The organism is Salibacterium qingdaonense (assembly GCF_900114715.1).
GTDB classification, from domain to species: domain Bacteria; phylum Bacillota; class Bacilli; order Bacillales; family Marinococcaceae; genus Salibacterium; species Salibacterium qingdaonense.
In genome coordinates this window covers 1-24,694 of sequence record NZ_FOTY01000032.1, presented here as the reverse complement: position 1 = coordinate 24,694, position 24,694 = coordinate 1, and the positions used below count along the sequence as shown (strand labels likewise).

Annotated in this window: 23 protein-coding genes, 3 pseudogenes and 2 other annotated features; of the genes and pseudogenes, 2 read left to right on the top strand and 24 right to left on the bottom strand. The window is 47.9% G+C overall.

What is annotated here, in order from left to right; translation table 11 throughout:
- From BM058_RS18670 to BM058_RS15665, 17 genes and pseudogenes are all read right to left on the bottom strand, one after another.
- A pseudogene (locus BM058_RS18670) lies at window positions 1-208 on the bottom strand (IS110 family transposase); the annotation flags it as partial.
- Window positions 209-504: 296 nt separating this feature from the next.
- Window positions 505-831: pseudogene (locus BM058_RS15740) on the bottom strand (enolase C-terminal domain-like protein); the annotation flags it as partial.
- A 1-nt stretch (window position 832) separates the two neighbouring features.
- A pseudogene (locus BM058_RS18930) lies at window positions 833-1,129 on the bottom strand (aldehyde dehydrogenase family protein); the annotation flags it as partial.
- Between the two features lie 300 nt (window positions 1,130-1,429).
- The gene (locus tag BM058_RS15730; protein ID WP_090928235.1) at window positions 1,430-1,855 is read right to left on the bottom strand and encodes a hypothetical protein; all 426 of its coding nucleotides are present in this window, start codon (window positions 1,853-1,855) and stop codon (window positions 1,430-1,432) included.
- Between the two features lie 53 nt (window positions 1,856-1,908).
- Window positions 1,909-2,754 carry a helix-turn-helix transcriptional regulator gene (locus BM058_RS15725; protein WP_090928233.1) on the bottom strand — a complete coding sequence of 282 codons (846 nt, stop codon included), beginning with the start codon at window positions 2,752-2,754 and terminating at the stop codon, window positions 1,909-1,911.
- A gap of 125 nt (window positions 2,755-2,879) precedes the next feature.
- Window positions 2,880-3,905, bottom strand: a complete 1,026-nt coding sequence (locus tag BM058_RS15720; RefSeq protein WP_090928230.1) for a hypothetical protein — start codon at window positions 3,903-3,905, stop codon at window positions 2,880-2,882.
- 164 nt (window positions 3,906-4,069) lie between these two features.
- Complete coding sequence (gene uvrC / locus BM058_RS15715; protein WP_090928228.1) at window positions 4,070-5,845, bottom strand: excinuclease ABC subunit UvrC; 1,776 nt, start codon at window positions 5,843-5,845, stop codon at window positions 4,070-4,072.
- Between the two features lie 5 nt (window positions 5,846-5,850).
- Window positions 5,851-6,210, bottom strand: a complete 360-nt coding sequence (locus BM058_RS15710) for a DUF488 domain-containing protein (RefSeq protein WP_090928226.1) — start codon at window positions 6,208-6,210, stop codon at window positions 5,851-5,853.
- A gap of 59 nt (window positions 6,211-6,269) precedes the next feature.
- Window positions 6,270-6,587 carry a thioredoxin gene (gene trxA / locus BM058_RS15705; RefSeq protein WP_090928224.1) on the bottom strand — a complete coding sequence of 106 codons (318 nt, stop codon included), beginning with the start codon at window positions 6,585-6,587 and terminating at the stop codon, window positions 6,270-6,272.
- A gap of 274 nt (window positions 6,588-6,861) precedes the next feature.
- On the bottom strand, window positions 6,862-7,269 hold the full coding sequence (locus tag BM058_RS15700; protein WP_090928222.1) for a DUF350 domain-containing protein: 408 nt from the start codon (window positions 7,267-7,269) through the stop codon (window positions 6,862-6,864).
- Window positions 7,270-7,303: 34 nt separating this feature from the next.
- On the bottom strand, window positions 7,304-9,658 hold the full coding sequence (locus tag BM058_RS15695) for an endonuclease MutS2 (RefSeq protein WP_090928220.1): 2,355 nt from the start codon (window positions 9,656-9,658) through the stop codon (window positions 7,304-7,306).
- 41 nt (window positions 9,659-9,699) lie between these two features.
- Window positions 9,700-11,427, bottom strand: a complete 1,728-nt coding sequence (gene polX, locus BM058_RS15690) for a DNA polymerase/3'-5' exonuclease PolX (protein WP_090928218.1) — start codon at window positions 11,425-11,427, stop codon at window positions 9,700-9,702.
- 61 nt (window positions 11,428-11,488) lie between these two features.
- A complete protein-coding gene (locus BM058_RS15685; RefSeq protein ID WP_090928216.1) occupies window positions 11,489-12,031 on the bottom strand; it encodes a CvpA family protein in 543 nt (180 codons plus the stop codon).
- A 3-nt stretch (window positions 12,032-12,034) separates the two neighbouring features.
- Window positions 12,035-12,298, bottom strand: a complete 264-nt coding sequence (gene zapA / locus BM058_RS15680; protein ID WP_090928214.1) for a cell division protein ZapA — start codon at window positions 12,296-12,298, stop codon at window positions 12,035-12,037.
- A gap of 1,067 nt (window positions 12,299-13,365) precedes the next feature.
- The gene (gene pheT / locus BM058_RS15675) at window positions 13,366-15,789 is read right to left on the bottom strand and encodes a phenylalanine--tRNA ligase subunit beta (RefSeq protein ID WP_090928212.1); all 2,424 of its coding nucleotides are present in this window, start codon (window positions 15,787-15,789) and stop codon (window positions 13,366-13,368) included.
- A 13-nt stretch (window positions 15,790-15,802) separates the two neighbouring features.
- Window positions 15,803-16,837, bottom strand: a complete 1,035-nt coding sequence (pheS, locus tag BM058_RS15670; RefSeq protein ID WP_090928211.1) for a phenylalanine--tRNA ligase subunit alpha — start codon at window positions 16,835-16,837, stop codon at window positions 15,803-15,805.
- A gap of 44 nt (window positions 16,838-16,881) precedes the next feature.
- Window positions 16,882-17,125: a binding site (T-box leader), on the bottom strand.
- 61 nt (window positions 17,126-17,186) lie between these two features.
- Window positions 17,187-17,957: a TrmH family RNA methyltransferase gene (locus BM058_RS15665; protein ID WP_090928209.1), complete on the bottom strand. Its 771-nt coding sequence runs from the start codon at window positions 17,955-17,957 to the stop codon at window positions 17,187-17,189.
- 96 nt (window positions 17,958-18,053) lie between these two features.
- Between BM058_RS15665 and sspI the strand changes: the two genes are divergently transcribed.
- Window positions 18,054-18,260 carry a small acid-soluble spore protein SspI gene (sspI, locus tag BM058_RS15660; RefSeq protein ID WP_090928207.1) on the top strand — a complete coding sequence of 69 codons (207 nt, stop codon included), beginning with the start codon at window positions 18,054-18,056 and terminating at the stop codon, window positions 18,258-18,260.
- Window positions 18,261-18,331: 71 nt separating this feature from the next.
- Here sspI and BM058_RS15655 read toward each other — a convergent pair whose 3' ends face one another.
- Window positions 18,332-19,393 (bottom strand): M42 family metallopeptidase, encoded by a 1,062-nt coding sequence (locus tag BM058_RS15655; RefSeq protein ID WP_090928239.1) that lies wholly within the window; start codon window positions 19,391-19,393, stop codon window positions 18,332-18,334.
- 94 nt (window positions 19,394-19,487) lie between these two features.
- Window positions 19,488-19,967, bottom strand: a complete 480-nt coding sequence (locus tag BM058_RS15650) for a dUTP diphosphatase (RefSeq protein WP_090928205.1) — start codon at window positions 19,965-19,967, stop codon at window positions 19,488-19,490.
- Window positions 19,968-20,096: 129 nt separating this feature from the next.
- Here BM058_RS15650 and BM058_RS15645 point away from each other — a divergent pair, with 129 nt between their 5' ends.
- Window positions 20,097-20,492: a sigma-w pathway protein ysdB gene (locus BM058_RS15645; protein WP_090928203.1), complete on the top strand. Its 396-nt coding sequence runs from the start codon at window positions 20,097-20,099 to the stop codon at window positions 20,490-20,492.
- Here BM058_RS15645 and BM058_RS18925 read toward each other — a convergent pair.
- The 5 genes from BM058_RS18925 to thrS all read right to left on the bottom strand — a co-directional run bounded on the left by BM058_RS18925 (window position 20,464) and on the right by thrS (window position 24,334).
- Window positions 20,464-20,727, bottom strand: a complete 264-nt coding sequence (locus tag BM058_RS18925; protein ID WP_090928201.1) for a DUF1294 domain-containing protein — start codon at window positions 20,725-20,727, stop codon at window positions 20,464-20,466. The genes BM058_RS15645 and BM058_RS18925 overlap by 29 nt on opposite strands.
- A 222-nt stretch (window positions 20,728-20,949) precedes the next feature.
- On the bottom strand, window positions 20,950-21,306 hold the full coding sequence (gene rplT / locus BM058_RS15635) for a 50S ribosomal protein L20 (protein WP_090928199.1): 357 nt from the start codon (window positions 21,304-21,306) through the stop codon (window positions 20,950-20,952).
- Window positions 21,307-21,342: 36 nt separating this feature from the next.
- Complete coding sequence (rpmI, locus tag BM058_RS15630) at window positions 21,343-21,549, bottom strand: 50S ribosomal protein L35 (protein ID WP_090928197.1); 207 nt, start codon at window positions 21,547-21,549, stop codon at window positions 21,343-21,345.
- 45 nt (window positions 21,550-21,594) lie between these two features.
- Window positions 21,595-22,101, bottom strand: coding sequence for a translation initiation factor IF-3 (gene infC, locus BM058_RS15625; RefSeq protein WP_090928195.1), 507 nt, complete (start codon window positions 22,099-22,101; stop codon window positions 21,595-21,597).
- Window positions 22,102-22,186: 85 nt separating this feature from the next.
- Window positions 22,187-22,311, bottom strand: a sequence feature (ribosomal protein L20 leader region).
- Window positions 22,312-22,390: 79 nt separating this feature from the next.
- Entirely contained in the window at window positions 22,391-24,334 is a 1,944-nt protein-coding gene (thrS, locus tag BM058_RS15620; protein ID WP_090928193.1) for a threonine--tRNA ligase, read from the bottom strand.
- Window positions 24,335-24,694 lie beyond the last annotated feature (360 nt).

Below are 24,694 nucleotides of genomic sequence, written 5' to 3'. Positions count from 1 at the left end.
TTTTGTGATGATTTTCCTGATGCATGGCTGCCCACCGTAGAAAAGCTTCGAAGCCTTCTCTATCATTGGAGAAGCTGGTTCGTTTTCCAAATTCAAAGCCGCGGTCATCGAAAGCACGAGCCACCTGTTTGTTTTTCGCGATATCTACGCCAATAATGAGGGTGTTAGAGGTGATTTGCGTGAGTTTTTCATTTTGCGTATAATACATGGTGAGTCCTCCTTGGTTCTATTGGGTTAGAGGCCGATGATTTTTCATCGGACACTCCGTACTATACCAAGGGGGCTCTTTTTTGTTCAAAACCCACATTTTCCCCTAACAGGAATGCTCCTTTTTTCGGTTACCTAAGTGGAGACAGCGCTCCTTTGAATCAGCAATGTCCACTATCATACGGAATCAGACGGTTAGTATCAGCAAAACACCTTATGACGGACACTCCTGCAGCACAAAAAACCCGAACGATATCCGCGGGCGTCGTTCGGGTTTATATAATCCTTATACTGAATTTACCGGACTAAGCATTGGCGTTTGGCATCGAACGTCCAGCCTGGTATCAAATACTGCATCGCTGCCGCGTCATCTCTGGCGCCCAGGCCCATTTTTTTATACAGGGCATGGGCTTCTTCCACTTTTTCTATATCTACATCGATGCCAAGCCCCGGCTTATCCGGAACGGTTATTTTTCCGCCTGTGATTGAGAACGGCTTTTTTGTCAGCCGCTGGCCGTCCTGCCAGATCCAGTGGGTGTCGATGGCTGTAATTGGGCCCGGGGCTGCCGCAGCCACATGGGTGAACATCGCAAGCGAAATGTCAAAGTGATTGTTGGAATGCGATCTTTCCCATTTCACGGGTCATACACTGTGCTATATCTTCTTTACGGCTTTCGATTAGATCAGCTGCTTTGTACAGATAGTTTCCTCTTTCGGCACCTGAGAGCTTTCTCCACTCTCTTTTAGCTTAGGAAGCCGCTGTTACAGCCTGTTCCAGATCTTCAGCCGAAGATTTCTGCACACTGCCGACAATATCGTTTAGGTCAGCCGGATTTCTGTTTGTTACGCCCTCCTTTGTGCTCGAAGGAACCCATCCTCCGTTTATGTAGTTGGAAAATTCGTCAAATGTTTTGACAGCCATAATACCCCTTCCGATAAATATTTCTATTTTTTAAAGTGTCACTTCGCGATTTGGCGGATACTTTTTCAATGCAGCTTTCAATACTGCTTTCAGTTCTTCATAATGCTCATCTTCTACTGGTGTCACCGACGGATTCCATCTTTATCGGGCCTGTATCTTTACTCAATCTGCCCCCTCCCCTCTAACCTAAAAGCTTATAAAAGCGTTATTAATTATTTATTTATTAATTTGAATTGTAAGACAAATAAACAACAAAAAAACGGAATGAAAACCTTCTCTTCAAACCGTTCTCATTTTTATTTAAGACGCATAAATGGTGTCAATCGGTACCTCTCTGCCATTTTCAATGATTTGAATTGTAGAGTAAGAATCATTCGGAGGCAGACGGTAGAGTCTTTGAAAGCCGGCTTCTTCATTATCTTCAGCCTTTGTAACATTCTCTGTTTCATAATAAATGTTCAGCTTGTTTCCCTTTGTTTCAGACACGACACTGCTGAAGATGGTATTTTTATTATTTTCATCAGGGGCAACACCGTTTAGAAAGAGGTAGTTGTTCTTTTCGCCCAAATACATATATACTCCGTTTTCTACTACCATTTGGCTGATGAAATTTTCTGTTACGGTTTGTGCTTGTTTCATCGTTACTTCCGAAAAAGATTGATCCTGATTCTGGCTGCACCCGGAAATAAATAGAAAAAATAGTACGCATACCACTTGTCGTTTCAAAGACTTCTGTCATCCTCTCTTTCTGATTTCCTTCCCTGTTTCTTATTTCCAGACTACCACCTTTGATTCTCTAACGATACCTGTGAATCATCGCGTCTGCATCTCTTTTGAAATTCCTGCGGAGATAAACCGCTGTATTGTTTAAAGAGACGGCTGAAATAGTAACTGTCTTCATATCCCACTTCCTGTGCCACCCTGAAAATGGGCATCGACGTACTCTGCAGCAGTCGGCCGGCCTCTTTCATTCGTTTATGTATAATATACTGCCGCGGTGTTTTTCCTGTATAGGACTTAAAACCTTTGTAGAACGCGGAACTGCTCAGTGTTGAGCAGGACAGCAGCTTCTGCACCGGGATGTCATCATGAAAATGATGATCAATATAATGCCGGGCTGCTTTTATCCCGCATTCAGCGCTTTTTTCTTCGGATATCTGCGCCTGCTCTATCTCTTCCATCACATGATGAAAATAAGGAACAATCTGTGAATAATCTGATTGGTTTTCCGCCCACATTTGATGCAGCTTGTTTAGATAATACCCGGCCAGTGGATGCAGCATTTTCTCCAGCTCTTCTGCTTCGTCCGGGATCTTTTTCTGTTCCACACACCACTTCCCGTCTTTTTGGAATACCCGGGCTGCAGTGAAGGTTACAAATAGTATATGGGCATACGGTTGCGGAATGATGTATAATCCACCGGTGTGATGGTTGAGAGCTTGAATGCCATCCCCTTTTTTCATGTCGACGTTGGTTTCCTCCCGGGACACTTTTCCCCTGCCATCGATTATATACATAACAACCGAGTCACCAGGCTTTCCGCTGGTCCCGGTCCACCAAAACGTGTTCGTCATTTTTTCGGCCTGAATGTCTGTTATATCGAATACATGATGCAGCATCCCCATACTTGACCCCTTTTTTCTGACATTTCTCAGTTGATAATGATAATCAATTACAATTGTACATTGTACAGCTTATGTTGACAAAAGACGACCTCTCTACAAAGGGCCGCCTTCTACCTCATGTACCGTTACTTTGTTGTTACAGCGAGGATCGAATCATCCGGATTCAGATACATTGTAACCGAGCCTTTCAGGTTTTCTGCCACATCCGAATCAAAGGACGTTGTATCCCCATCCGCTTCCACAAACGAACCCGCATACTCATAATTGCTTCCATTCATATCAATGGATTCTTCAAAGATTCTTTCGAGAGGACCGTTTAGTGTTTGATTGTAAACTTCAGCAACACCTTCATCTTCATTAAACAAGAGCATGTCCCCCTGCTTCACATCATCCAACGTTATTCTTTCGTTGTTTTTCACAATCAGAAAAGAAGCAAGGTCCAGCTCTTGACTCACTCCCGTCACCGTAGTCCCCTGTTTCTTCTCTACAAGGAGATGATACGGCATATCGAATTGACCAACAAAGGAATCATCACGGTCCAGCTCTTCTTCGGATACCATTTCGTACGATACCATTTCATTCCTGCCGTTTATTTTGACATGCATGTCTTTATTAAAGGCATGGATGAGATCCAGCCCATCCGGCACCGTTAGTGTTTTTGATTCCTCTCCCGATGTCAGTGTTACCTGCCGTTCTTTTACGTCGCCGGCATCCATGTTCTCAATCTTCCCTCCATCCATGAATTGTGTCCGGTGAACGTGATTCGTCAATGTCTCTTTCCCGATCTGTATTTTCATTGTATAATCCTGAAGGTGTTCCAGTTCGGCGGAGCGGTACATATGAAGGACAGCGCCGGTCCCGTCTTCATTCATATCCACTCTTTTCACCCCTTTTCTCTCCCGCGAAACGTCGTGTACAACCTGTACATCAAAGCGGTCGAATGACTCCACCTGACGGGTGAATGTTACTTCAATCACACTCCCTCCGTGATTTAAAGCCTGAACACTGCTGATCGCTGTTTTATTCACTGCTTCTGCTTCATTCCCTTCAGATTCCGAGGCCTGTACCGCCGCGGTAAGCCATCCTGCCAAAATAAGACTGATAATTGCTGATACCATTACTTTTGGATTCCAGATTATTGTGGTATTCATTTTTACTCCCCCTATTTTAACTTATGAAAATTTGCCTCTGCTGCCCTCCCTTAAATGATATTGAAAATCATTATCAACTAATATGATAAAATAAAAAACACCCAAGGAGGAATGGATGTTTTTACATAATTCATGGACTTTTTTCTGTTCATTCTGTGGTACGTTTACTCTTTTTCTTCAAGACGCTTCATTAATTCGCGCGACACGTTATCGGGAATAGAGATGCCCCGGAAATCTTCGATCGTTGCTTCCTTCATCTTTTTAACAGATCCGAAATGGCGGAGAAGCTGGGTCTTTCGTTTCTCCCCGACACCCGGCACATCATCAAGGATAGATGTGAACATATTCTTTTTACGGGTCTGGCGGTGAAAGGTAATGGCAAACCGGTGCACTTCATCCTGAATCCGCTGCAGCAGGTGAAACGCATGACTGTTACGCTTCAGCGGTACCACTTCCACCGGGTCTCCCATGATCAACTCGGATGTTTTATGCTTTTCATCCTTGGACAATCCGGCTACCGGCACGAGTAGTCCGAGTTCATCTTCGAGTACACTTTTCGCCGCACTCAGCTGTCCTTTGCCGCCGTCAATCAAAATCAGGTCAGGCAGTTCCGCTTTTTCTTTCAGCAGCCGCACATAACGGCGGCGGATAACTTCTTTCATGGAAGCGTAATCATCGGGACCTTCCACCTGTTTCACTTTATATTTCCGGTAATCCTTCTTGTACGGACGCCCATCCAAAAACGTTACCATCGCCGATACCGGATCCGCTCCCTGAATGTTGGAGTTGTCAAAAGCTTCAATCCGGTACGGTGTATCAATGTTCATTTTCTCTCCGAGATCTTCCACGGCACGGACCGTTCTCTCTTCATCACGTTCAATCAGTTGAAATTTCTCCGACAGTGCCTGTTCGGCATTCCGGGAAGCGAGCCGTACCAGTTCTCGTTTTTGTCCTCGTTGAGGCTGCTGGGTTTTTACGTCGACGAGCTGCTCTGCCATTTCTTTATCCACTTCCTGCGGCAGCAGAATTTCCCGTGGTTTGATATGGTCTTCTTTCAGATAAAACTGACCGAGAAATGTAAGGAAATCTTCTTCCGGGTCCTGATAAAACGGGAACGTCGAAACATCGCGTTCAATCAGTTTGCCCTGCCGCACAAAGAAGACCTGCACACACATCCAGCCTTTATCATAGGCATACGCGAACACGTCCCGGTTCTGCCCATCATTGATTGTCATTTTCTGCTTTTCCATGACAGCATCAATATGCTGGATTTGATCGCGCAATTCTTTTGCCCGCTCAAAATTCATTTCCTCCGAGGCTTCGTACATTTTTTCCTGAAGATCTTTTTTCACATCCTGATGGCCGTTGTTCAAAAAGCGGACCATATCCTGCACGAGCTGCTTGTTTCTCTCCTGCGGCACATGAAATTCACACGGGGCAAGGCACTGTCCGATATGATAATACAAACAGACCCGGTCCGGCATTGTCCGGCACTTTCTCAGCGGATAAAGCCGGTCCAGCAGTTTTTTCGTTTCATTTGCAGCAATGGCATTCGGATACGGTCCAAAATACCGGCCGCCGTCTTTTTTTACTTTGCGTGTCGTAATAAGACGTGGATGCTCTTCGTTTGTAATTTTCAAATAAGGGTAGGATTTATCATCTTTTAAAAGGACATTAAACTTCGGTTCGTGCTTTTTAATGAGGTTCATTTCAAGAATCAACGCCTCTATATTGGAAGAGGTGATAATGTATTCGAAATCATGAATATTTGCAACAAGCTGTTGGGTTTTGCCGTCATGCGAACCTGTGAAATAGGATCTCACCCGGTTTTTCAGCACTTTCGCTTTGCCGACATAAATGATGGTGCCATGCTTGTTTTTCATTAAATAACAGCCCGGCTGTGCCGGCAGAACCGCCAGTTTTTCCTTGATGTCGGACAAGGACTTCACCTCTTTTCTTCGATCCACTGCTTTAGAAGCACCGCATGGTTATGGGTTTCATTGCGCGCTGCAAACAGTAGAGTGACAGTCTCTGAAACAGCTTTATCTGCAAGTTCCTTTATCTTTCGCTGTGCGTCCTCGTCATTTTGCAGTTCTTCTTCGTAGTACCCGGCAAACGAATCGAATTTTTCTTCATCGTGATGAAACCATTTCCGAAGAGACTTACTTGGGGGTACTTCTTTTGCCCAGTCATCAAGTTCCGCCTTTGCTTTGGAAACTCCTCTCGGCCAGACATTATCCACCAGCACACGGTACCCATCCTGTTTGTCTGCTTCCTCATATATTCGTTTCAGCTTTACCGGCATGACACTGCCCTCCTGGTCGAAAAAAACTGCTGACGCGGACATCAGCAGTTTCGTTCGTTTTAGGATAAATGTTTGTTCAGCACTTCTTCCAGCTGTTCTTTCGGCTGGAATCCGGTAATTTGTTCCACCACTTCACCGTTCTTGAAAAGAAGCAGCGTTGGGATACTCATAACGCCGAATTTTCCTGCTGTTTCCTGGTTTTCATCCACATCGAGTTTCGCGATTTTGATTTGATCTCCCATTTCTGAATCAATTTCTTCCAGAACAGGAGCGATCATTTTACATGGACCGCACCAGTCTGCCCAAAAGTCTGCGAGTACAACTCCTTCAGACGTTTGTTCTGTGAAGTCCTGGTCGGATACGTTTACTATTGCCATAATAATGGTCCTCCTTTAGTCTTCATAACTTGATACTGTTGGTATTATAGCACCCGGATTGTTCTGTTGCGAATAAACTGCTCAACTGCAATTATATTACCCGGACAAGCTGGTTAAAAAACATATCTGTAACATCTTATGATAGAAGGTTCGCTGATTCAAGAAAAAAACAACAGATAGACCGCTCCCGACAGCACAAAAAGAACACAGCATGCAATCAAGATTTTCGCTAAACGTTCCACGTCCGTTTTCCTCCCCCCGGGTCAGCATGTTACTACAGGATACCGGCACCGATTACAAATGACATTCCAACGGAAATGATAAATGAAATCAAGCCGACAGCACGATTGTCTGACTTGATCTCTTCATCGACTTTAAACATCGGGGTCAAAAATTCAAACATTACATAGCTGAACACGAGCAGAACGAAACCATGCGTGCCCCACAGCACCATCGTCAATATGGCATCATTGTGTTCAATCGAAAAGTGGAAAATATTTGCCACTCCAAATATTTTCCCGCCTGTCGCAAGAGCCACCGCCATGTTTCCACTCTTTATTTCTTCCCAATTTTTATAAGAAGTGATAGTCTCAAAAACTGTCAAAAAAACGATAAGGGAAAGAACAGCCACGCTGAAGTTTGCCGCTGTCTCTACAAATGGGTTCTGCATCAGATTTTCCATATCATCCGCCTCTCCTATGAAACCTTCTCCTGCTTTATTTCAAACGGGCGACGGTATTGCCGATCCCGCCTTCGGTCATTCCGCCGTCTCTGGCTTCTGTGACACTGGGATGTTTATTCAGGAGTTCTTTAACACCTTTACGCAGCGCGCCCGTGCCTTTGCCGTGTATGATATGAACCTGTGGATAACCGGCGAGTACTGCTTCATCGAGATATTTTTCCACTTTCTGCATGGCATCCTCGTAGCGCACCCCGCGCAAATCAAGTTCCGGTTTCACGGAATTATTTGCCGACACGTTGGTTACGGGGCGGGAAGGTTGATGGACTGGCTCCTGCTTGACTTTTTCCATATCGTCAGCTTTGACGTTCACTTTCATAATCCCAAGCTGCACCTGGTATTCCTTATCCCCTTTTTTCTCAAGGACCTGTCCCTGCTGGTTGAAACTGAGTACTTTCACTTCGTCTCCGGGATGAAAGGTCCGCTCGCTGTCCGCCTGTTTTTTGATCTGCTGCTGCCGCTTGCTTAAATCCGGAGCTGCCTGTTCCATCCGTTTTCTGGCATCAATCAATTCGTGTTCTTTTACCTGATGTCCTTCTTTTTGAAGCTCCCGAAGGTCTTTAATGATATCATCGGCCTGTGCGCGGGCTTTTTCAAGCTCTTTTTGTGCTTTATTTTCGGCAGAAGAAATGACGTCCTGTTTTTTCCGGTCCATTTCCTGGAGCTTCTGTTCCAGTTCACGATGCAGCTGCTCTGCTTCCTCACGCGTCTTCCTGGCTTCGTTCAGTTCATCTTCGGCAGCCTGCTTTTTCTCTTCGAGTGAAGTAATCATATTTTCCACCTGGCGGGTATCCTCGTGAACTTCCGATTCTGCCGCCTCAATGATGGATTCTCCGAGTCCCAGCCTGCGCGATATCGCAAAGGCATTACTCCGCCCCGGCATACCGATAAGAAGCCGGTACGTTGGACTCAGGGTTTCCACGTCAAATTCGACACTTGCATTCATGACACCTTCCCGGTTGTAGGCATAGCCCTTAAGTTCGCTGAAGTGGGTGGTTGCCACCAGTCTGGCACCACTTGCGTACACATAATCGAGAATCGAGACGGCCAGAGCGGCGCCTTCGGTTGGATCCGTGCCGGCGCCGATTTCATCGAACAGCACCAGACTCTCTTTATCCACATAATCAAGAATTTCAACAATATTGGTCATATGGGAAGAAAACGTACTCAAACTCTGTTCAATCGACTGCTCATCCCCGATATCGGCGTACACATTGGAAAACACTGCTGCTTCTGACTCTTCTTCCACCGGCAGGTACAGCCCCGACTGTGCCATGAGCGTAAGCAGACCTACCGTTTTCAGTGTTACCGTTTTACCGCCGGTGTTCGGCCCGGTAATAACAAGCGACGAAAATGTTGTTCCAAGCTCTACATCAATCGGTACCACTTCACCGCTGTCCAAAAGAGGGTGCTTTGCCTCCTTGAAGCGGAGCCGCCGGCTGCCGTTCAAATGCGGACGGGATGCTTGCAGTTGATTCGCGTAATACGCCTTCGTAAAAAGAAAATCAAGTTCCGCAAGGTAATCCAGATTTTCAAGGAGCTGATCCACAGCCCCCTGCACTCGTTCCGAGAGCTCTTTTAGAATTCTTTCGATTTCCCGGCGTTCCTGTACTCTTGATTCACTAAGCTGATTGTTCATTGTTACAACGGACTGGGGTTCGATAAAAAGCGTAGCCCCCGAAGACGACTGATCATGAACAATCCCTCCGAAAGAAGAACGATATTCCTGTTTCACCGGAACAACGTAGCGGTCATTACGGATGGTAACAATCGCATCCGACAGTTTTTTCTGTTGCGAAGAGCGGGTCATCTGCTCCAGCTTGGAACGAATATCGGCTTCCATTCCCCGTATTCTCTGGCGGATACTGCGCAGGGCGGGGGTTGCTGCATCCAGTACTTCCCCGTGATCATCAATCGACTGTTTGATCTCACGTTCCAGGTCGGAAAGCGGGGCAATCGGCCCGGCCAGTTCCGCAAGAAGCGGCAGTTCAATCTCTTCTTCCACCATCATTTCGATAAACTTCTTCATGCGCCGCCCGCCGTAAATCGTGTCGGCGGTCTCCAGCAGTTCACCGGCATTTAACGTTCCGCCGATCTCAGCTCGTTTCAAATGGGCTCGAATGTCCGTAATTCCCCCAAGTGGAGCCTGTCCTCTCAGACGAAGTACTTTGGCCCCTTCTTCTGTGCGGTTCAATTCTTCCTCCGCTTTTGTAAGTTCAGTAAAGGGCTCAAGTGCTTCCACTTTTTTTCGTCCCAGGGTGGACGCCACATGATTTTTCAGCTGTTCTTTCATCTTGTCATATTCCAGTACGCGGCGTACGCGTTCGTTCATGCCCGGTCATCCTTTCCACACAAGCTGTAACAGGGCAGGTTTCAATGTTTTGTGCGTTCCTGTTTCCCCTGTAAAAAAGCGCGCAGTTCCTCTATATTTCTTGTATTTACTATTTGTTCTTTCTGAAGCAGTGCTTTCTTTGCAGACGCAGTTCCTATCTCCATATGATCCAGCATATCCGGTGTGTGTGCATCCGTATTGATGGAAATCATGGTGTCAGCATCCGCAGCTTTGCGCAGCCAGGCCGCGGATAAATCAAGGCGGTTGGGATTGGCATTCAGTTCCAGTGCCGTCCCTGTCTCCGCCGCCTTTTCGAGCAGTGTCTGCATGTCAGCATCATAACCCTCTCTCCGTCCGATTAAACGGCCGGTCGGGTGAGCGATTATATGAACTGATGGATGTTCCAGCGCAGCATCGAGACGTTTCATAATATCGGTGCGGCTTTGGGAAAAAGAAGAATGAATCGAGGCAATCACCACATCAAGCCGGGACAGTACGTCATCTTCAATATCCAGCGTCCCATCAGGACGAATGTCCATTTCAATACCAGCCAGTACAGTGAAGTCCTCATATTGATCATTCACGCGGCGGATCTCCTCTATCTGACGGAGAATACGTTCTTCATCCAGACCGTGCGCCACCTGCAGAAATTTGGAATGATCCGTTACCGCCATCCACTCATGACCGCGGCTTCGAACTTCTTCAGCCATTTCCTGCACCGACAGAGCTCCGTCACTCCACGTGGTGTGCATGTGAAGGTCCCCTTTAATATCGCTTCGTTCTACCGTTTTATACGGCTGCTGGTATGTTGTTGTTTCACCTGTACCTCCTCTTGCCTCCGGAGGAATATAGTAGAGACCGAGATAATGAAAGAAATCTTCCTCAGACGAAAAAGAGGTTACCTCTTTACTTTCCAGGTTTTCTATGCCGTATTCACTCACGCGTTCGCCCCGGCTCTTTGCAATCTGGCGTATCTGAACATTGTGGTCTTTGGAACCTGTAAAATGATGCAGGGTCGTCGCAAAGGCATCGTCATGCGTTAAACGAAAATCAATCTGAATCGGATAGGACAGAGCCAATTCCAGCGATACTTTGGACGGACCATCAGCAATCACTTCCGATACATACGGCAGTTCTTTCAGCTGCCTACGGATGTGATCCGGGTTTTCAACCGAAAGAATGTAATCCAGATCCTTGATGGTTTCCTCCATCCGCCGCAGACTTCCGGCCCGGGCCCAGCGTTTCACATCTGTCAGGTTCTTTATTTTTTCTTCCAGCATTTTTGCTGTTTCAAGCATAAAAGCAACCGGAAGCCGTTCCGGACGGCTTCCCACATCCTCGAGTGCTGCAAGTATTTTGTCTTCTGTTTTAGCTCCGAATCCGGAAAGCTCCCGGACCTGCCGGGACTCACAAGCCTGCTTCAGCGAAGCGGCATCAGTAATCTGAAGTTCCTGATATAATTTAGCAACTTTTCTCCCGCCCAGGCCCTGAAGATCGAGAAGTGGAATCAAACCTTCAGGAATTTCCGTTTTCAGCTTTTCAAGCACCTCGGCTTGATTTGTATCCCGGAGTTCTTCAATCACCGCAGCCGTGCCTTTCCCAATACCGTTCAGGGAAGCAGGTGTCTCTATTTCACGAAGGGAGCGTTCATCCTGTTCCAGTGCCTGGGCCGCTTTCCGGTATGCCGACGTTTTAAATGCATTTTCTCCTTTTATCTCCATATATACCGCAATGGTTTCCAGCGCCTGGATAACCTCTTTTTTATTCATCCTCGGTTCCTCCCTTTCCCAACGTACGAAAAAACTTCCCGCTGATAGAGAAGTTTTTTCCTTAAGCCTCTTCCATCCAAAGGGCTTTCAGCCAATCAGATAGAAAAGGAGTATGATTTATCATCATGTCAGCCATAGTAGATTGATCAATGGCCTGCTGCACCATCTCTATCGGCATCAGCGCTGCTGTCATCAGTAAAATGAATAAAAGCAGATACGTCTCCACAAAGCATAGGATGCCGCCGAGCCACCGGTTCACCATACGGAGGACCGGCAGTTTCGTAACAAAATCGAGCATGGACCCAACAATCTGAAGAATTATTTTCACCGCAAAAAAAATCAGGATAAACGCAATGCCGTTATAATAGACAGCCTCCAAATCAAACGAGGCGACCATCATCTGGACAATACCGTCTCCATCGGTTGAAATCTCAGGATGGGGGAGCCATAATCTCAAATACCCGGCCAGCTCATGATAAAATGTAAAAGCAACAAATAGAGCAATAAAGAAGCTCACCAAATGTATAGCCTGCAGTATAAAACCTCTCCGAAGTCCGACAAAAAAACTGATAACCAGTATCAGGAGTATCAAAAGACTCAGCATGAATTACCGTTCCTCTTCTCTCTCATTTCGCCCGTCGGTTTCTACCGACTGTTTCAGCTTGATGTAATCGTCCGTTATATTAAGCGCTGTTAACACAGCAAGTCTGGTCGTATCCAGGTATGGATTGTGTTCCTTAAATTCACGCATTTTCTGATTCAGGTGTTCTGCCACCTGCATGACATGTTCGGGAGGTTCGTCTCCGACAATCGTGTACGGCTGCCCGAATATGGTGACTGTCGTGCGCTGCTTATCGTTCCCGTCATCCACGGGTAAAACCTCCTGTCGTCAGCAAAATACCTACTGATAATAATAACAGAATCGCTTCTGAATGGAAATGTTTTTTCCTTGATAGTATACCCGCTCCGGCAGGCGGAAAAACAAATAGGCTGCTGCCGGATTTTACAAAGGTTTAAAGAGCGTAAAACAGACGTGCAGCCAAAAGAATAAAGAGTCAGGGACAAAAATAAAATAGGCGGAGGAAAAACACGAATGTCCGGCGGCGTTGTTCAACCATTGTCCAGCAGCGGAGTCAACATGCTTGGACGCCTGCTCCAAACAGCACGAGTCGCGGGTCCCCGCAGGATGTGCGGTCAGGTCAGCGCCCGCACGTGACGTACTTCCACAGGCTAATGACGTTTACCGAGGCGCGGAACCATCTAAAGTGCCTTCGGAATCATTCATAGTGACGTTTGTGGACGCGCCGGGTACTATAAAGTGCCTTCGTCGATGTACCCAACGACGTTTTAGGGGGTTCTTTTCCACCTAAAGTGCCTTCGGGATTATTTCTCTCTCTTTTCCTGCCATGACGCGGGCTCTTTGCTGCGTCGACCCGTTCATTTTCCGCTGCACGCCGTCTCGATTCGTTCCTAATGACGTTTACCGGGGCACCAATCCCTCTAAAGTGCCTTCGGCGTTATGCCCAACGACGTTTTAGGGGGTCCTTTTCCACCTAAAGTGCCTTCGGAATCATTCATAGTGACGTTTATGGACGCGCCGGGTACTATAAAGTGCCTTCGGCGATGTACCCAACGACGTTTTAGGGTGGGGCCTCTTCCCCCTAAAGTGCCTTAGAACCCCTTTGCAACGAATGTCCGTCCCCCCCCCAATCTGAACACAGCAAACAAACGCCCGCATTTTCTGCGTCCGTACGGCCGGATCCGTTCAGATGTTGTTTCGATGCCGCCCTTGTGCTCTGGAGTAAAAGCGAAGTATGTTGGCGCAGCGGTGCCTCCCCAAAATGAAGAATGCCGAACGATTAAAAAAATCGTTCGGCATTCTTTATCTGATACAGGTTTTATCCCAGACTCTTTTCGCCAAGTCATCACTTTGTTCGTTTATTTCCTAAGTTCCGCGCTCACTTCTTCTTCGAGCTGTTTCAGTACATTATCGTGGGTCCTGCTGACTTCTTCATCTGTAAGTGTGCGGTCAGGATCGAGGTAAACTAGGGAGAACGCAAGAGATTTCTTTCCGGCACTCAGGTTTTCTCCCTGATATACGTCAAAGAGGGACGTATCATGCAGAAGATTTCCTCCTGCTTCTTTGATCACACGTTCCACTTTTCCGGCCGGCACCCCGTCATCAACAACCAGAGCAATATCCCTTGTTACCGCAGGATAACGCGGCACCGTTTCATAGAAAACAGACACAGCATCATAAGAAAGAATCAGATCCATATCAAGCTGAAACACATACGTTTCCTTGAGATCCCATTCTTTCTCAACAGATGGGTGAAGCTGCCCGGTAAATCCGGCATAGACACCGTTCAGATAGATGTCGGCACTACGGCCGGGGTGGAGTTCCGTATGTGCGGACCGGACAAACTCCACCGCAGAAGCCACGCCCAGTTCGTTAAATAATCCTTCGAGAACACCTTTTATGATAAAGAAATCGGCTTTTTTCTTCTCCCCCTGCCACAGATGGGTGTCCCACCATCCGGTAACAGCCGCGGCAAGAACCGTCTTTTCCTGAGGCTGTTTTGTCAGTTCACCGCCGGACTCTCCTATGAAAATGGATCCCAGCTCAAACACTGCGGCATCGTTGATCTGCCTGTTCCGATTGTACTGCACTGTATCCAGAAGCTGGGGAAGAAGGCTCGTGCGCATCGTGCTTCGTTCTTCACTCATAGGCAGCGATACGTCCACTTTTCCCGGCAGCGTATGGAGCTGCAGCCTGCTGCTGTGTTCTCTGGACGTCAGCGTGTACGTCAGGGCTTCATTCAGCCCCGAGCTTTCAAGAAAGCGGCGCATACGGCGTTCACGCCGCTGGCGGTCTGTTAAAAATCCGGGTGTTGTCACACCGGACGGAAGCGTGGTCGGAATATAATCATATCCGTACAGTCGTGCTGCTTCTTCCGCCAGATCGACTTCCCGCTCCAGGTCCGGCCGCCGCGTCGGCACTTCCACAATAATCACACCATTTTCGGCAGAGGCGGGCAGACGGAGCCGGCGGAATATCGATAATATGTCGTCTTCAGAAAGATTCATACCGAGCAGACCGTTTAACTCACCGGCACTCGTCTCAATTTTTTTGTTTTCTGAAGGACGGTGATCCACTTCCACACGGCCCTGAAGCACTTCTCCCCCGGCATAGGTCTCAAGCAGCGACGCCGCCCGTTCTGCTGCTTCCTCAACCCGTCCGGAATCAATACCTTTTTCAAACCGGATGCTTGATTCGCTGCGTATACCGGTTTGGCGCGAGGCTTTTCGGACTCTCGCCGGCTGAAAGTACGCCGCTTCAAGCAAAACCGTTGTGGTGTCATCCTGCACTTCAGACGTTGCACCACCCATGACGCCGGCAAGAGCGACAGGTTCTTTCCCGTTTGTGATGACCATATGCTCAGAAGACAAGGTGCGTGTCTCCCCGTCAAGTGTTGTCATCTCTTCCCCTTCTGCCGCGCGGCGCACGAGAATTTCCGACGAGCCGAGCCTGTCCAGATCAAAAGCGTGCAGCGGCTGGCCATATTCAAGAAGCACATAGTTCGTGATGTCCACCACGTTGCTGATCGGGCGGATTCCGGCTGCCGTGAGCCGGTTCTGCATCCACTGCGGCGATGGACCGACTACAATATTTTTCACGACTTTCACGCCGTAGAAAGGATTGTCTTTTGGCACATCCACCTGAACCGAGACATGACCTGAAGTATGTTCTGCGCTTTCTTTATGTGCGGTGTCCGGATGAACAATGTCTCTGTCGAGCAGTGCTGCTATTTCATAGGCAACACCGAGCATGCTCAGGCAGTCGGGACGGTTTGGGGTCAAATCCAGTTCCAGCACGGTGTCGCGCAGACCGATTTCGGCCACGGCGTCCGCCCCGATCTCTGCGTCATCCGATAAAACATAAATGCCATCCTGATATTCTTTTGCGACAAGTTTCTGCTCCACACCCAATTCCTGGAGGGAACAGATCATCCCTTGAGACTCCTGACCGCGCAGGGTGGTGGTGGTAATTTCTACACCTCCAGGCAGAACAGCGCCGGGCTCAGCTGTGACTACTTTCTGTCCGGCCTGAATGTTGGAAGCACCGCAGACGATGGTACGTTTCGCGCTGCCTGTATCGACAACGCAGACACTCAGCTTGTCTGCTTCCGGATGCCGGCTGCATTCTTCCACGTAACCGACAACGACGTGTTCCACTCCTTCAGTCCGGATGTGAAGCATATCGACTTCCACGCCTCCCCGCGTCAGCCGTTCCGCAGCGTCTTCTGCGCTCAGGTCGTCTATATCTACATAATTTTTTAACCATTGATAAGAAACTAACATGCTAAGATCCTCCTTATGCCCGTTTGAACTGGTTTAAAAACCGGATATCATTTGTATAGAAATGACGGATATCATCGATTCCGTATTTCAGCATTGCAAAACGTTCCACTCCCATACCGAAGGCAAAACCGGTATAGATTTCCGGATCAAATCCGCTCATTTCAAGCACATTGGGATGTATCATTCCCGCTCCCAGTACTTCGATCCAGCCGGAATGCTTGCAGACCCGGCAGCCTTTGCCGCCGCAGATGCCGCAGGAAACGTCCACTTCCACCGACGGTTCTGTGAAAGGGAAGAAACTCGGCCGCAGCCGGATACTGCGGTCGGCTCCGAAATATTTCTGAACAAAGGCTTCGAGCACTCCTTTCAAATCACTCATCTGCACATTTTTATCCACATAAAGGCCTTCAATCTGCATGAATTGATGAGAATGGGTCGCGTCGTCATCATCACGCCGGTACACTTTTCCCGGGCAGACGATTTTGACCGGACCCTGCCCTTCAAACGTTTCCATTGTGCGTGCCTGAACCGGGGATGTCTGCGTGCGCAGCAGCATATCGGTCGTTACATAGAAGGAATCCTGCATGTCACGGGCCGGATGTTCGGCCGGCAGGTTCAGCTTTTCAAAGTTGTATTGATCGGTTTCCACTTCCGGTCCTTCCGTTACCTGAAAACCGAGACCGACAAAAATATCCTCAATTTCTTCCACTACAGCAGTCAGCGGATGGCGTGCTCCCTGCTTCACTTCTTTGCCCGGGAGCGTGACATCGATACTTTCTGCTTTCAGCTTTTCATCAAGTGCCGCTTTTTCAAGCTGTTCTGTCTTTTCTTCCAGTTTCTCCTTGATTTCTTCCCGGACGTCATTGGCCTTCTGTCCGACTTTCGGACGTTCCTCTTCCGACAACTGTCCCATGCCGCGGAGAACTTCTGTTATCGGTCCTTTTTTTCCAAGGTATTTCACCCGGACAGACTCCAGTGCTTTCACTGAATCTGCCTGCTTTATTTCCTCAAGCGCTTCTCTGCCAAGTTCTTGCAGGCGGTCAATCATGTTTTTCTTCCTCCTTTAACGTAAAAAAACCTTCGTCCCTATTTCTAAGGGACGAAGGTTCCGCGGTACCACCCTTGTTAACCATAGACGTATAGAAACGTCCGGTTCACTCGATTAACAGGATAACGGGGATTCCCGGTACACCTTACCAGCAGGTGACACCACGCTGGTTTCCGGTGCCGGCTCCGGAGCGAATTCCACAGACCTGTCACAGAACCGCTTGCAGTCGGCGGCGGTTCCTCCCTGAGTGACGGCATCCTGTGTACTACTCTCCTTCACAGCCTTTTCATCTTTTTCGTTCATGATCATGGGATAAGTATAAGAAAAAATAAAAACGAATGCAAGGTGTTTAATAAGGCTGCTTTAAATGATACAGCAGGATTCCGGCGGCCACTGACACATTCAGGGATTCAGCGTTTCCGTATATCGGAACGTAAATATTTTGATCCGTCTCGTCCAGCAGGGAATGCTGTACGCCGGATCCTTCATTACCGACCAGAAGCGCAAAGCCTTTCTGAGCCCCGATAGCGGTATGGGAAGTTCCTTCATTCACCGACGTTCCAAAGATCGGAATCTTGTGCGTGCGGCAGGCTTGAATCCATTCTCCGAGTTCTCCTTTAAGCACCGGCAGATGAAAAAGAGAACCTTGTGTCGCCCGGACCACTTTATCATTATATCCATCCACCGTGCCTTCTCCGAGAATCACCGCTGTTACACCAGCTGCATCCGCGGTCCGGATCATTGTTCCAAGATTACCCGGGTCCTGTACCCCGTCTATAAATAAATACGTATGACCGGTGTGCACGTCCAGAACGGTTTCCTCCGGCATCCGGCAGATTGCGGCCACACCCTGCGGCGTCTCGGTCCGGCTCATTTCCTGCATCACCTGCCCGGTGACAAGCGAAACGGGGAGATCTGAAACATCTACATCTTCTGGAATATCTTTCGTTTCTTCTATAAAAACATCTGTGATTTTTACATCATGGGCTTCGGCTTCTTTTAACAAGTGCCAGCCTTCTATGACAAACTGCTGCTCCCGTTCACGGAATTTCCGCTTCATTAAGCGCTTTACATTTTTCACTTTCGGATTTTTTACAGAGTCAATTTGATTCCATGGCATTCCCTTTTCCCAATCCCCTATCTACATATTTTTTCTCCGGATGAACATACTACACCTATTAGTCATTATTTTATCACAAAAAGGGAGGGCATATGGATGTCTTTTAATCTTCGTGCTGCAGTACTGCAAAATGTGTCGGGTAACAATGAAGAGCAGGTGGAAGCGACGATTCAGGACGCCGTCGAAAGCGGAGAGGAAAAAATGCTTCCGGGACTCGGTGTGTTATTTGAGGTATTTTGGAAACATGCCTCCGACAATGAAAAAGACCAGGTTATTCGTGATATAGCCGACGGCCTTCAATAAGAAGTGGAAATACCTTTTCATCTGCAAAAATGACGCTCCCCGCCAAAGCAGGCGGAGAGCGCTTCTTTTTTTTACGAATCATACGTGATTTCGTTCACTTTATCGGCGCCGAGTTCTTTGATGATCTCGACAAACAGCTGTACCGCATGCTCAAAGTCATCTTTGTGCAGGATAGCGGCATGGGTATGGATGTAACGGGTCGGAACGGTTACAGCCAGACTAGGTACACCTTGGCCTGTGAGGTGAATGGATCCTGCGTCTGTGGCACCGCCGCTCATCGCGTCGAACTGATACGGAATGCTGTGCTTATCCGCCGTAGCCGTCACAAACTCACGCAGGCCTTTATGCGAAACCATGGAACGGTCGAACACAAGAATCTGTGGTCCTTTACCGATTTCCGCCTTGGCATCGTTTTCTGTAACACCCGGCGTGTCACCGGCAATGCCGACGTCCACGGCGAATCCGATATCCGGCTCAATTTTAGCCGCCGACGTTTTCGCGCCGCGCAGTCCTACTTCTTCCTGCACCGCACCTACACCGTACAGTTCATTCGGATGGTCTTCATTCTGCAGTCGTTTCATTGCTTCAATCGCAATGGCGCAGCCAATGCGGTTGTCCCAGGCTTTGGCCATCATCAGCTTTTCATTATTCATGACGGTAAAATCGCAGATTGGCGCGACGGAGTCACCCGGCTTGACTCCAAAGCTTTCCGCTTCTTCTTTGGAAGAAGCGCCGATGTCGATAAACATATCTTTGATCTCCACCGCTTTTTTGCGCTGTTCCGCTGTCAAAATGTGCGGCGGCTTGGATCCGATGACTCCGGTAATGTTACCCCGGGACGTCATAACGTTCACACGCTGGGCGAGCATCACCTGGCTCCACCAGCCGCCGACCGTCTGAAACTTCAGGAAGCCGTTATCATCAATCTGGGTGATCATAAAGCCGATCTCATCCAGATGACCGGTCACCATGACTTTAGGTCCTCCTGCTTTTCCTGTTTTTCTGGCAATCAAACTTCCGAGATGATCGGTCGTTACGTCATCTGCGTAAGGGGAGATGTGTTTTTTCATGACATCCCTGGCTTCTTTTTCATTGCCCGGGATGCCGTTTGCATCGGTTAGTTCTTTCAGCATCTGTGTTGTTTGGTCCAATGTTTATTCCTCCTTTTGCTGACTCATCATTTTCCATTTTACTATAATGCCCAATGTAAAGATACTCAAACGAATATTAGTAACCTTCTTCCTGGCGTTGATGATTTGCTTCGTTTTTTTGAAGGTATGCAGCTTCTATGTCTTCTTTTGAAAAGCCGAGCTGATAACCAAGTGCTAAATACGTTTTGAAAAGGTCAAGAAAATATTCTTTTGAGAATGTTTCTTTCAGCCTTAGGGCAGCCTCGTACACCCGGTGAAACTGTTCTGTCGTGCCGGCTTCCGACGCTGCGCCGGGTTCCGGCACTTCTTCCCAGCCCCCGTCCAGACCGAGTGACAAGATGAAATGGAGACCATCCACGTATTCTTCGGCAATGACATCCCGATCCGATGCTGGTTTTTGACTCCAGTATTTAAAACATCGGGTCTCATTGGCCAGTTCGCCGATTTCCACAAGAAGAGCCAGCATCTTTTCGGCGTGAATCTCCCGGCGGTTCAGATTGTGATCCTCGAGAATCCTTTCATCAAGCTTCCGTTGAATAGCAAACAACTGGTTCATCCTCTATCTTTTCCTTTCTCCTTCAAATTCCATTACAATGAAACTAACAACAATGCTGCTCCGTATAGTATAATGCAGACAAGACATTTTTTTCGAGAGAAGGATACTCCGCGAGAGGAGGAATGAGAGATGGCGCTTCTGCTCCGAACTCTGATTCTCATTGCCGTCATCATTGTCATTTATGCTGTGATTAAATATATTCTCAATCCAAAACGCAAACTCGAACTGGCCCATGACAAGAAACAGTTTTATTTTCTGGATGAAGCTGATAATGTCCGCAAAAATTTCCTCATCACATATAAAGGCGTGATGTTTGAAGGGGAAAAATATCTCGGTACCACAGAAAACGCGTTCGATATCGTTTCCGCTGCCATCTGGGTAAAAAACAGAGACCGTCTGCAAGGCCTTCAAATCGAGGATTTCACCTTTATGGAAAGAGAAATCCAGCATCAGTATCCGCATGCTGTTATTGAATGGAAAAGCCCCGTCCGGGAATTTATAGCACAGTCAGATAAAGAACAATAAAAATATGGACGGCACACACAAACGGCACCCCTGCCTTGAAAAGGATATGCTGTGTTTTGTGCCGGAATGCGTACATGCCTGCAAGCATCCCGGCGCTCCCCCCTGCCCATGTAAAAAGCCAGAACCGTCTTTCCGGAGTTCTCTGCTTTTTATGACGGGCCTGATGCTTATCTCTTCCTGCTTCAACAAAAGTAACTACATTCAGAATGAAAGCATAAACTAAAAACCATATCATGATATGTACTCCCAATAAAACAGGCCCGGGTCCACCCCGGGCCGTTTCTGTTTATAAAATAAGAAAGTATTTAAATATTGGCGCTATGAGATCCAGCTTCAGCGCCCGGAGCGCCCGGTCCAGAACCTGTCGCGGGCCTGCAGGATGCAGGTCAGTTCGGTGTTGCCACAGGAAGTGGCGTTCTTAGCCGAACTTCAATGATTCAGGGCGCTTACGCTTTTCTTATTTAAGATTGGCTTTTGCTTTTTCGGCGAGTTCGGCAAAGCCTTTTTCGTCGTTCACCGCAAGGTCAGCAAGCATTTTACGGTTCATGTTAATATCAGCCTGCTTCAATCCGTGCATCAAACGGCTGTAGGACAATCCGTTCAGACGCGCTGCAGCGTTAATACGGGTGATCCACAGTCTGCGGAAATCACGTTTACGCTGACGACGGTCCCGGTATGCATACCGCAGGGATTTCATTACCTGTTCCTGTGCCGTTTTAAACAAACGATGACGGGAACCCTGATATCCTTTTGCTAGATTTAGAACTTTATTACGACGACGACGTGCCACATAACCACGTTTTACTCTTGGCATCGTCTATCCCTCCCTTTTCATTTTGCGTTTTTCATATTATTTGCGTCTTTTGTAAGGAAGCAGTGTATCTACACGCTTATGATCGCTTTTATCCATAATCGCATCATCACTCAACCGTTTTTTCTGTTTGGTTGTTTTGTTACGGAATAGGTGGCTTGTAAAGGCGTGACGACGCTTCAACCGGCCCGTTCCTGTTTTTTTGAAGCGTTTTGCCGCCCCGCTGTGGTTTTTCATTTTAGGCATAGGTTGTTCCTCCTTCAGTGTCATTCATTGTGTTTAAACGAAGTACTATTCTTTTTCCGGTTTCGGAGCAAGCATTAAGAACATGCTGCGCCCTTCCATCTTGGGCTTCGTTTCTATCGTTGCGATATCTTCACATTCCTTGGCCATCCGGTCGAGTACTTCTTTACCAATATCAGAATGCGTGATCATACGGCCGCGAAAACGGATAGCCGCTTTGACCTTGTCGCCTTTTGATAAAAACTTACGGGCATTTTTCAGCTTCGTATTAAAGTCATGTTCTTCAATACTTGGACTGAGACGTACTTCCTTGACGTCAATGGTTTTCTGTTTCTTACGGGCCTCTTTTTCTTTCTTCTGCTGCTCAAATCGGTACTTTCCATAATCCATAATTCGGCAAACCGGAGGCTTCGCATTTGGAGCTACCAGTACAAGATCAAGTTCAGCATTTTCGGCAAGATCCAACGCTTCGTTTTTCGATTTGACCCCGAGTTGTTCGCCATTGGAATCAATGAGGCGTACCTCACGTGCACGGATTCCATCATTCACTTTCATATCGTTACGAATAATGTGCCACCTCCAAAAAAATTACGAATCAAAGCAGCCAGTTGCGTATCACTCCTGATACAGCAGGTCTTTTCGAGGCATAAAAAAGCGGGCGCAATGTACACACTGCACCCGCTCATCATTCTTTAAAAAGTACCAGGACCTGCCAACAGCATCTTGCGTCAGTCAGGTGAGAAGCGGGCGCTTCTGCTTGCTTTGGTTTCGGTTGTTCAAACACTTATTCAATGTATCAAATGACAGGGAGACTGTCAATACACTTTTCTTTCACCAGAACCAATCAATCCAGCCGGCGGTTGTCAATTTCATCTTTGATCCGGGTTGTGAAGCTCTCAAGAGAGACAGATTCTGAATCCTGCTGCCCGTAACGACGGACATTTACGGCGTTGTCTTCAATTTCCCGGTCTCCGATGACGAGCATATAAGGAATCTTTTTCGTCTGGGCTTCCCGGATTTTATACCCGATTTTCTCATCCCGGCTGTCCACTTCCACCCGGACGCCGGCTTTTCTGAGTTCATCCTGTACTTTGTTGGCATAATCCAGATGAACGTCCGCCGATACCGGAATCACTTCCGCCTGAACCGGTGCGAGCCACGTCGGGAGCGCTCCCTTGTATTCTTCAAGCAGAAACGCGATGAAACGTTCCATCGTGGAAACAATGCCGCGGTGGATGACGACCGGACGGTGATCCTGTCCGTCCTGACCGACATAGGTAAGATCAAAGCGTTCCGGCAGATGGAAGTCAAGCTGTACCGTCGACAGCGTTTCATCTTTACCAAGAGCCGTTTTCACCTGAACGTCGAGTTTCGGTCCGTAAAAGGCCGCTTCCCCTTCCGCTTCGACGTATTCGACATTCATGCCGTCCATCGCCTCTTTCAGCATCGCCTGGGCTTTTTCCCACATCTCGTCATTGTCCACATACTTCTCTTTGTCCTCCGGATCGCGGTAGGAAAGCCGGAAATAGTAGTCATTCAGTCCGAAATCCTGATAGACATGCTGTACAAGCTCGACGACACGGATGAATTCTTCTTTCAGCTGATCCGGACGGGCAAAAATATGCGCATCGTTCAGCGTCATCCCGCGCACCCGCTGCAGTCCGGAGAGAGCCCCTGATTTTTCATAGCGGTGCTGCATGCCAAGCTCGGCGATACGTACGGGAAGATCCCGGTAGCTGTGGAATTCGTTCTTAAACACCATCATATGATGCGGACAGTTCATCGGGCGGATGACGAGTGTTTCGTTGTCCATTTCCATCGGCGGGAACATATCGTCCTGATAGTGGTCCCAGTGGCCGGACGTTTTGTACAGCTCGGAGCTTCCAAGAACCGGTGTATACACGTGGTCATAGCCGAGACGTTCTTCCATATCCGTGATATAGCGTTCAATCGTGCGGCGGATGGTCGCGCCTTTTGGCAGCCAGAGCGGCAGGCCCTGTCCAACCTTTTGATTGATGGAGAAAATGCCGAGCTCTTTGCCAAGCTTCCGGTGGTCGCGCTCTTTCGCTTCTTCCAGCTGCCTTAGGTATTCGTCCAGATCAGCCTGCTTTTCAAATGCTGTTCCGTAAATGCGCTGCAGCATTTTATTGTCGCTGTTGCCGCGCCAGTAAGCACCGGATATGCTCATGAGCTTGAATGTTTTTAATTTCGCTGTATTCGGTACGTGAACACCCCGGCACAGGTCGAAAAACTCTCCCTGTTCATAAATCGTGACCGGTTCCCCTTCAGGTATGTCATCAATTAATTCAAGTTTCAGGTCGTCTCCGACCTCCCGGTACATTTCTTTCGCCTCTTCCCGGGTCACTTCTTCACGGACAACTTCCAGGTTTTCATCGATGATTTTTTTCATTTCTTTTTCGATAACCGGGAGATCTTCCGGTGTGAGTTGATGCGGCATGTCGATATCATAATAAAAGCCGTTTTCAATAACAGGGCCGACACCAAGCTTCACATCGCTGAACAGCCGCTTCACAGCCTGTGCCATCAGGTGCGCGGTGCTGTGCCTTAGAATGTGGAGCCCTTCTTCGCTTTTCACAGTAATAATTTCGACGGCACCATCGATATGAATCGGTGTGCGCAGATCAATATGCTCCCCGTTCCACTTTCCTGCCAATGCCTGCTTTTTCAGCCCCGGGCTGATCGAAGCAGCTATCTCTTCGGTGGTGACGCCTTCTTCAAATGCCTTCTCGTTTCCGTCTGGAAATGTGATGTGAACTTGTGATGCCACTGACGGATTCCTCCCTTTTTATGTATTAGACAGATTGTAATATCAAGTGCAACACTCTTTAAGTTTTGGGGGAGGCGTCAAGATATCGTGGAATACCGGAGTGAAACGAGGATATGCCGCGAAAGGTCTTGACGGCTTATCTGCTTCCCACCCTTGGAAGCGGCGTTCAAAGCGACGATAGATCGTTTTGAACGGCTTAACCATAAGGGTGGGAAAGGAGAGCCCTCCCCAAAAAAGCAGCTCATGACAGCTTCGTGTAAAATGTTAGTTACCACACAAACAAATCACGGAGGTGCTGTCATGAGCTATCAACACCTTAGCACATTTGAACGCGCACGTATAGAAACCCTGCAGGAACTC

Coding starts and splice junctions, on each gene's coding strand:
- pheT (WP_090928212.1), bottom strand. CDS start 15,789: ATGTTAGTTTCTTATCAATGGTTAAAAAATTATGTAGATATAGACGAC.
- trxA (WP_090928224.1), bottom strand. CDS start 6,587: ATGGCAATAGTAAACGTATCCGACCAGGACTTCACAGAACAAACGTCT.
- rplT (WP_090928199.1), bottom strand. CDS start 21,306: ATGCCAAGAGTAAAACGTGGTTATGTGGCACGTCGTCGTCGTAATAAA.
- BM058_RS15700 (WP_090928222.1), bottom strand. CDS start 7,269: ATGGAAAATCTGATGCAGAACCCATTTGTAGAGACAGCGGCAAACTTC.
- BM058_RS15650 (WP_090928205.1), bottom strand. CDS start 19,967: ATGAACCAGTTGTTTGCTATTCAACGGAAGCTTGATGAAAGGATTCTC.
- BM058_RS15665 (WP_090928209.1), bottom strand. CDS start 17,957: ATGCCATGGAATCAAATTGACTCTGTAAAAAATCCGAAAGTGAAAAAT.
- polX (WP_090928218.1), bottom strand. CDS start 11,427: ATGAATAAAAAAGAGGTTATCCAGGCGCTGGAAACCATTGCGGTATAT.
- infC (WP_090928195.1), bottom strand. CDS start 22,101: ATGAAAGTGAATGATGGAATCCGTGCACGTGAGGTACGCCTCATTGAT.
- BM058_RS18925 (WP_090928201.1), bottom strand. CDS start 20,727: ATGATATGGTTTTTAGTTTATGCTTTCATTCTGAATGTAGTTACTTTT.
- pheS (WP_090928211.1), bottom strand. CDS start 16,837: ATGATTGACCGCCTGCAAGAACTTGGCAGAGAAGCGCTTGAGGAAATA.
- BM058_RS15655 (WP_090928239.1), bottom strand. CDS start 19,393: ATGCTGAAAGAACTAACCGATGCAAACGGCATCCCGGGCAATGAAAAA.
- BM058_RS15725 (WP_090928233.1), bottom strand. CDS start 2,754: ATGGGGATGCTGCATCATGTATTCGATATAACAGACATTCAGGCCGAA.
- BM058_RS15645 (WP_090928203.1), top strand. CDS start 20,097: ATGGCGCTTCTGCTCCGAACTCTGATTCTCATTGCCGTCATCATTGTC.
- sspI (WP_090928207.1), top strand. CDS start 18,054: ATGTCTTTTAATCTTCGTGCTGCAGTACTGCAAAATGTGTCGGGTAAC.
- BM058_RS15720 (WP_090928230.1), bottom strand. CDS start 3,905: ATGAATACCACAATAATCTGGAATCCAAAAGTAATGGTATCAGCAATT.
- rpmI (WP_090928197.1), bottom strand. CDS start 21,549: ATGCCTAAAATGAAAAACCACAGCGGGGCGGCAAAACGCTTCAAAAAA.
- BM058_RS15695 (WP_090928220.1), bottom strand. CDS start 9,658: ATGAACGAACGCGTACGCCGCGTACTGGAATATGACAAGATGAAAGAA.
- BM058_RS15685 (WP_090928216.1), bottom strand. CDS start 12,031: ATGCTGAGTCTTTTGATACTCCTGATACTGGTTATCAGTTTTTTTGTC.
- BM058_RS15710 (WP_090928226.1), bottom strand. CDS start 6,210: ATGCCGGTAAAGCTGAAACGAATATATGAGGAAGCAGACAAACAGGAT.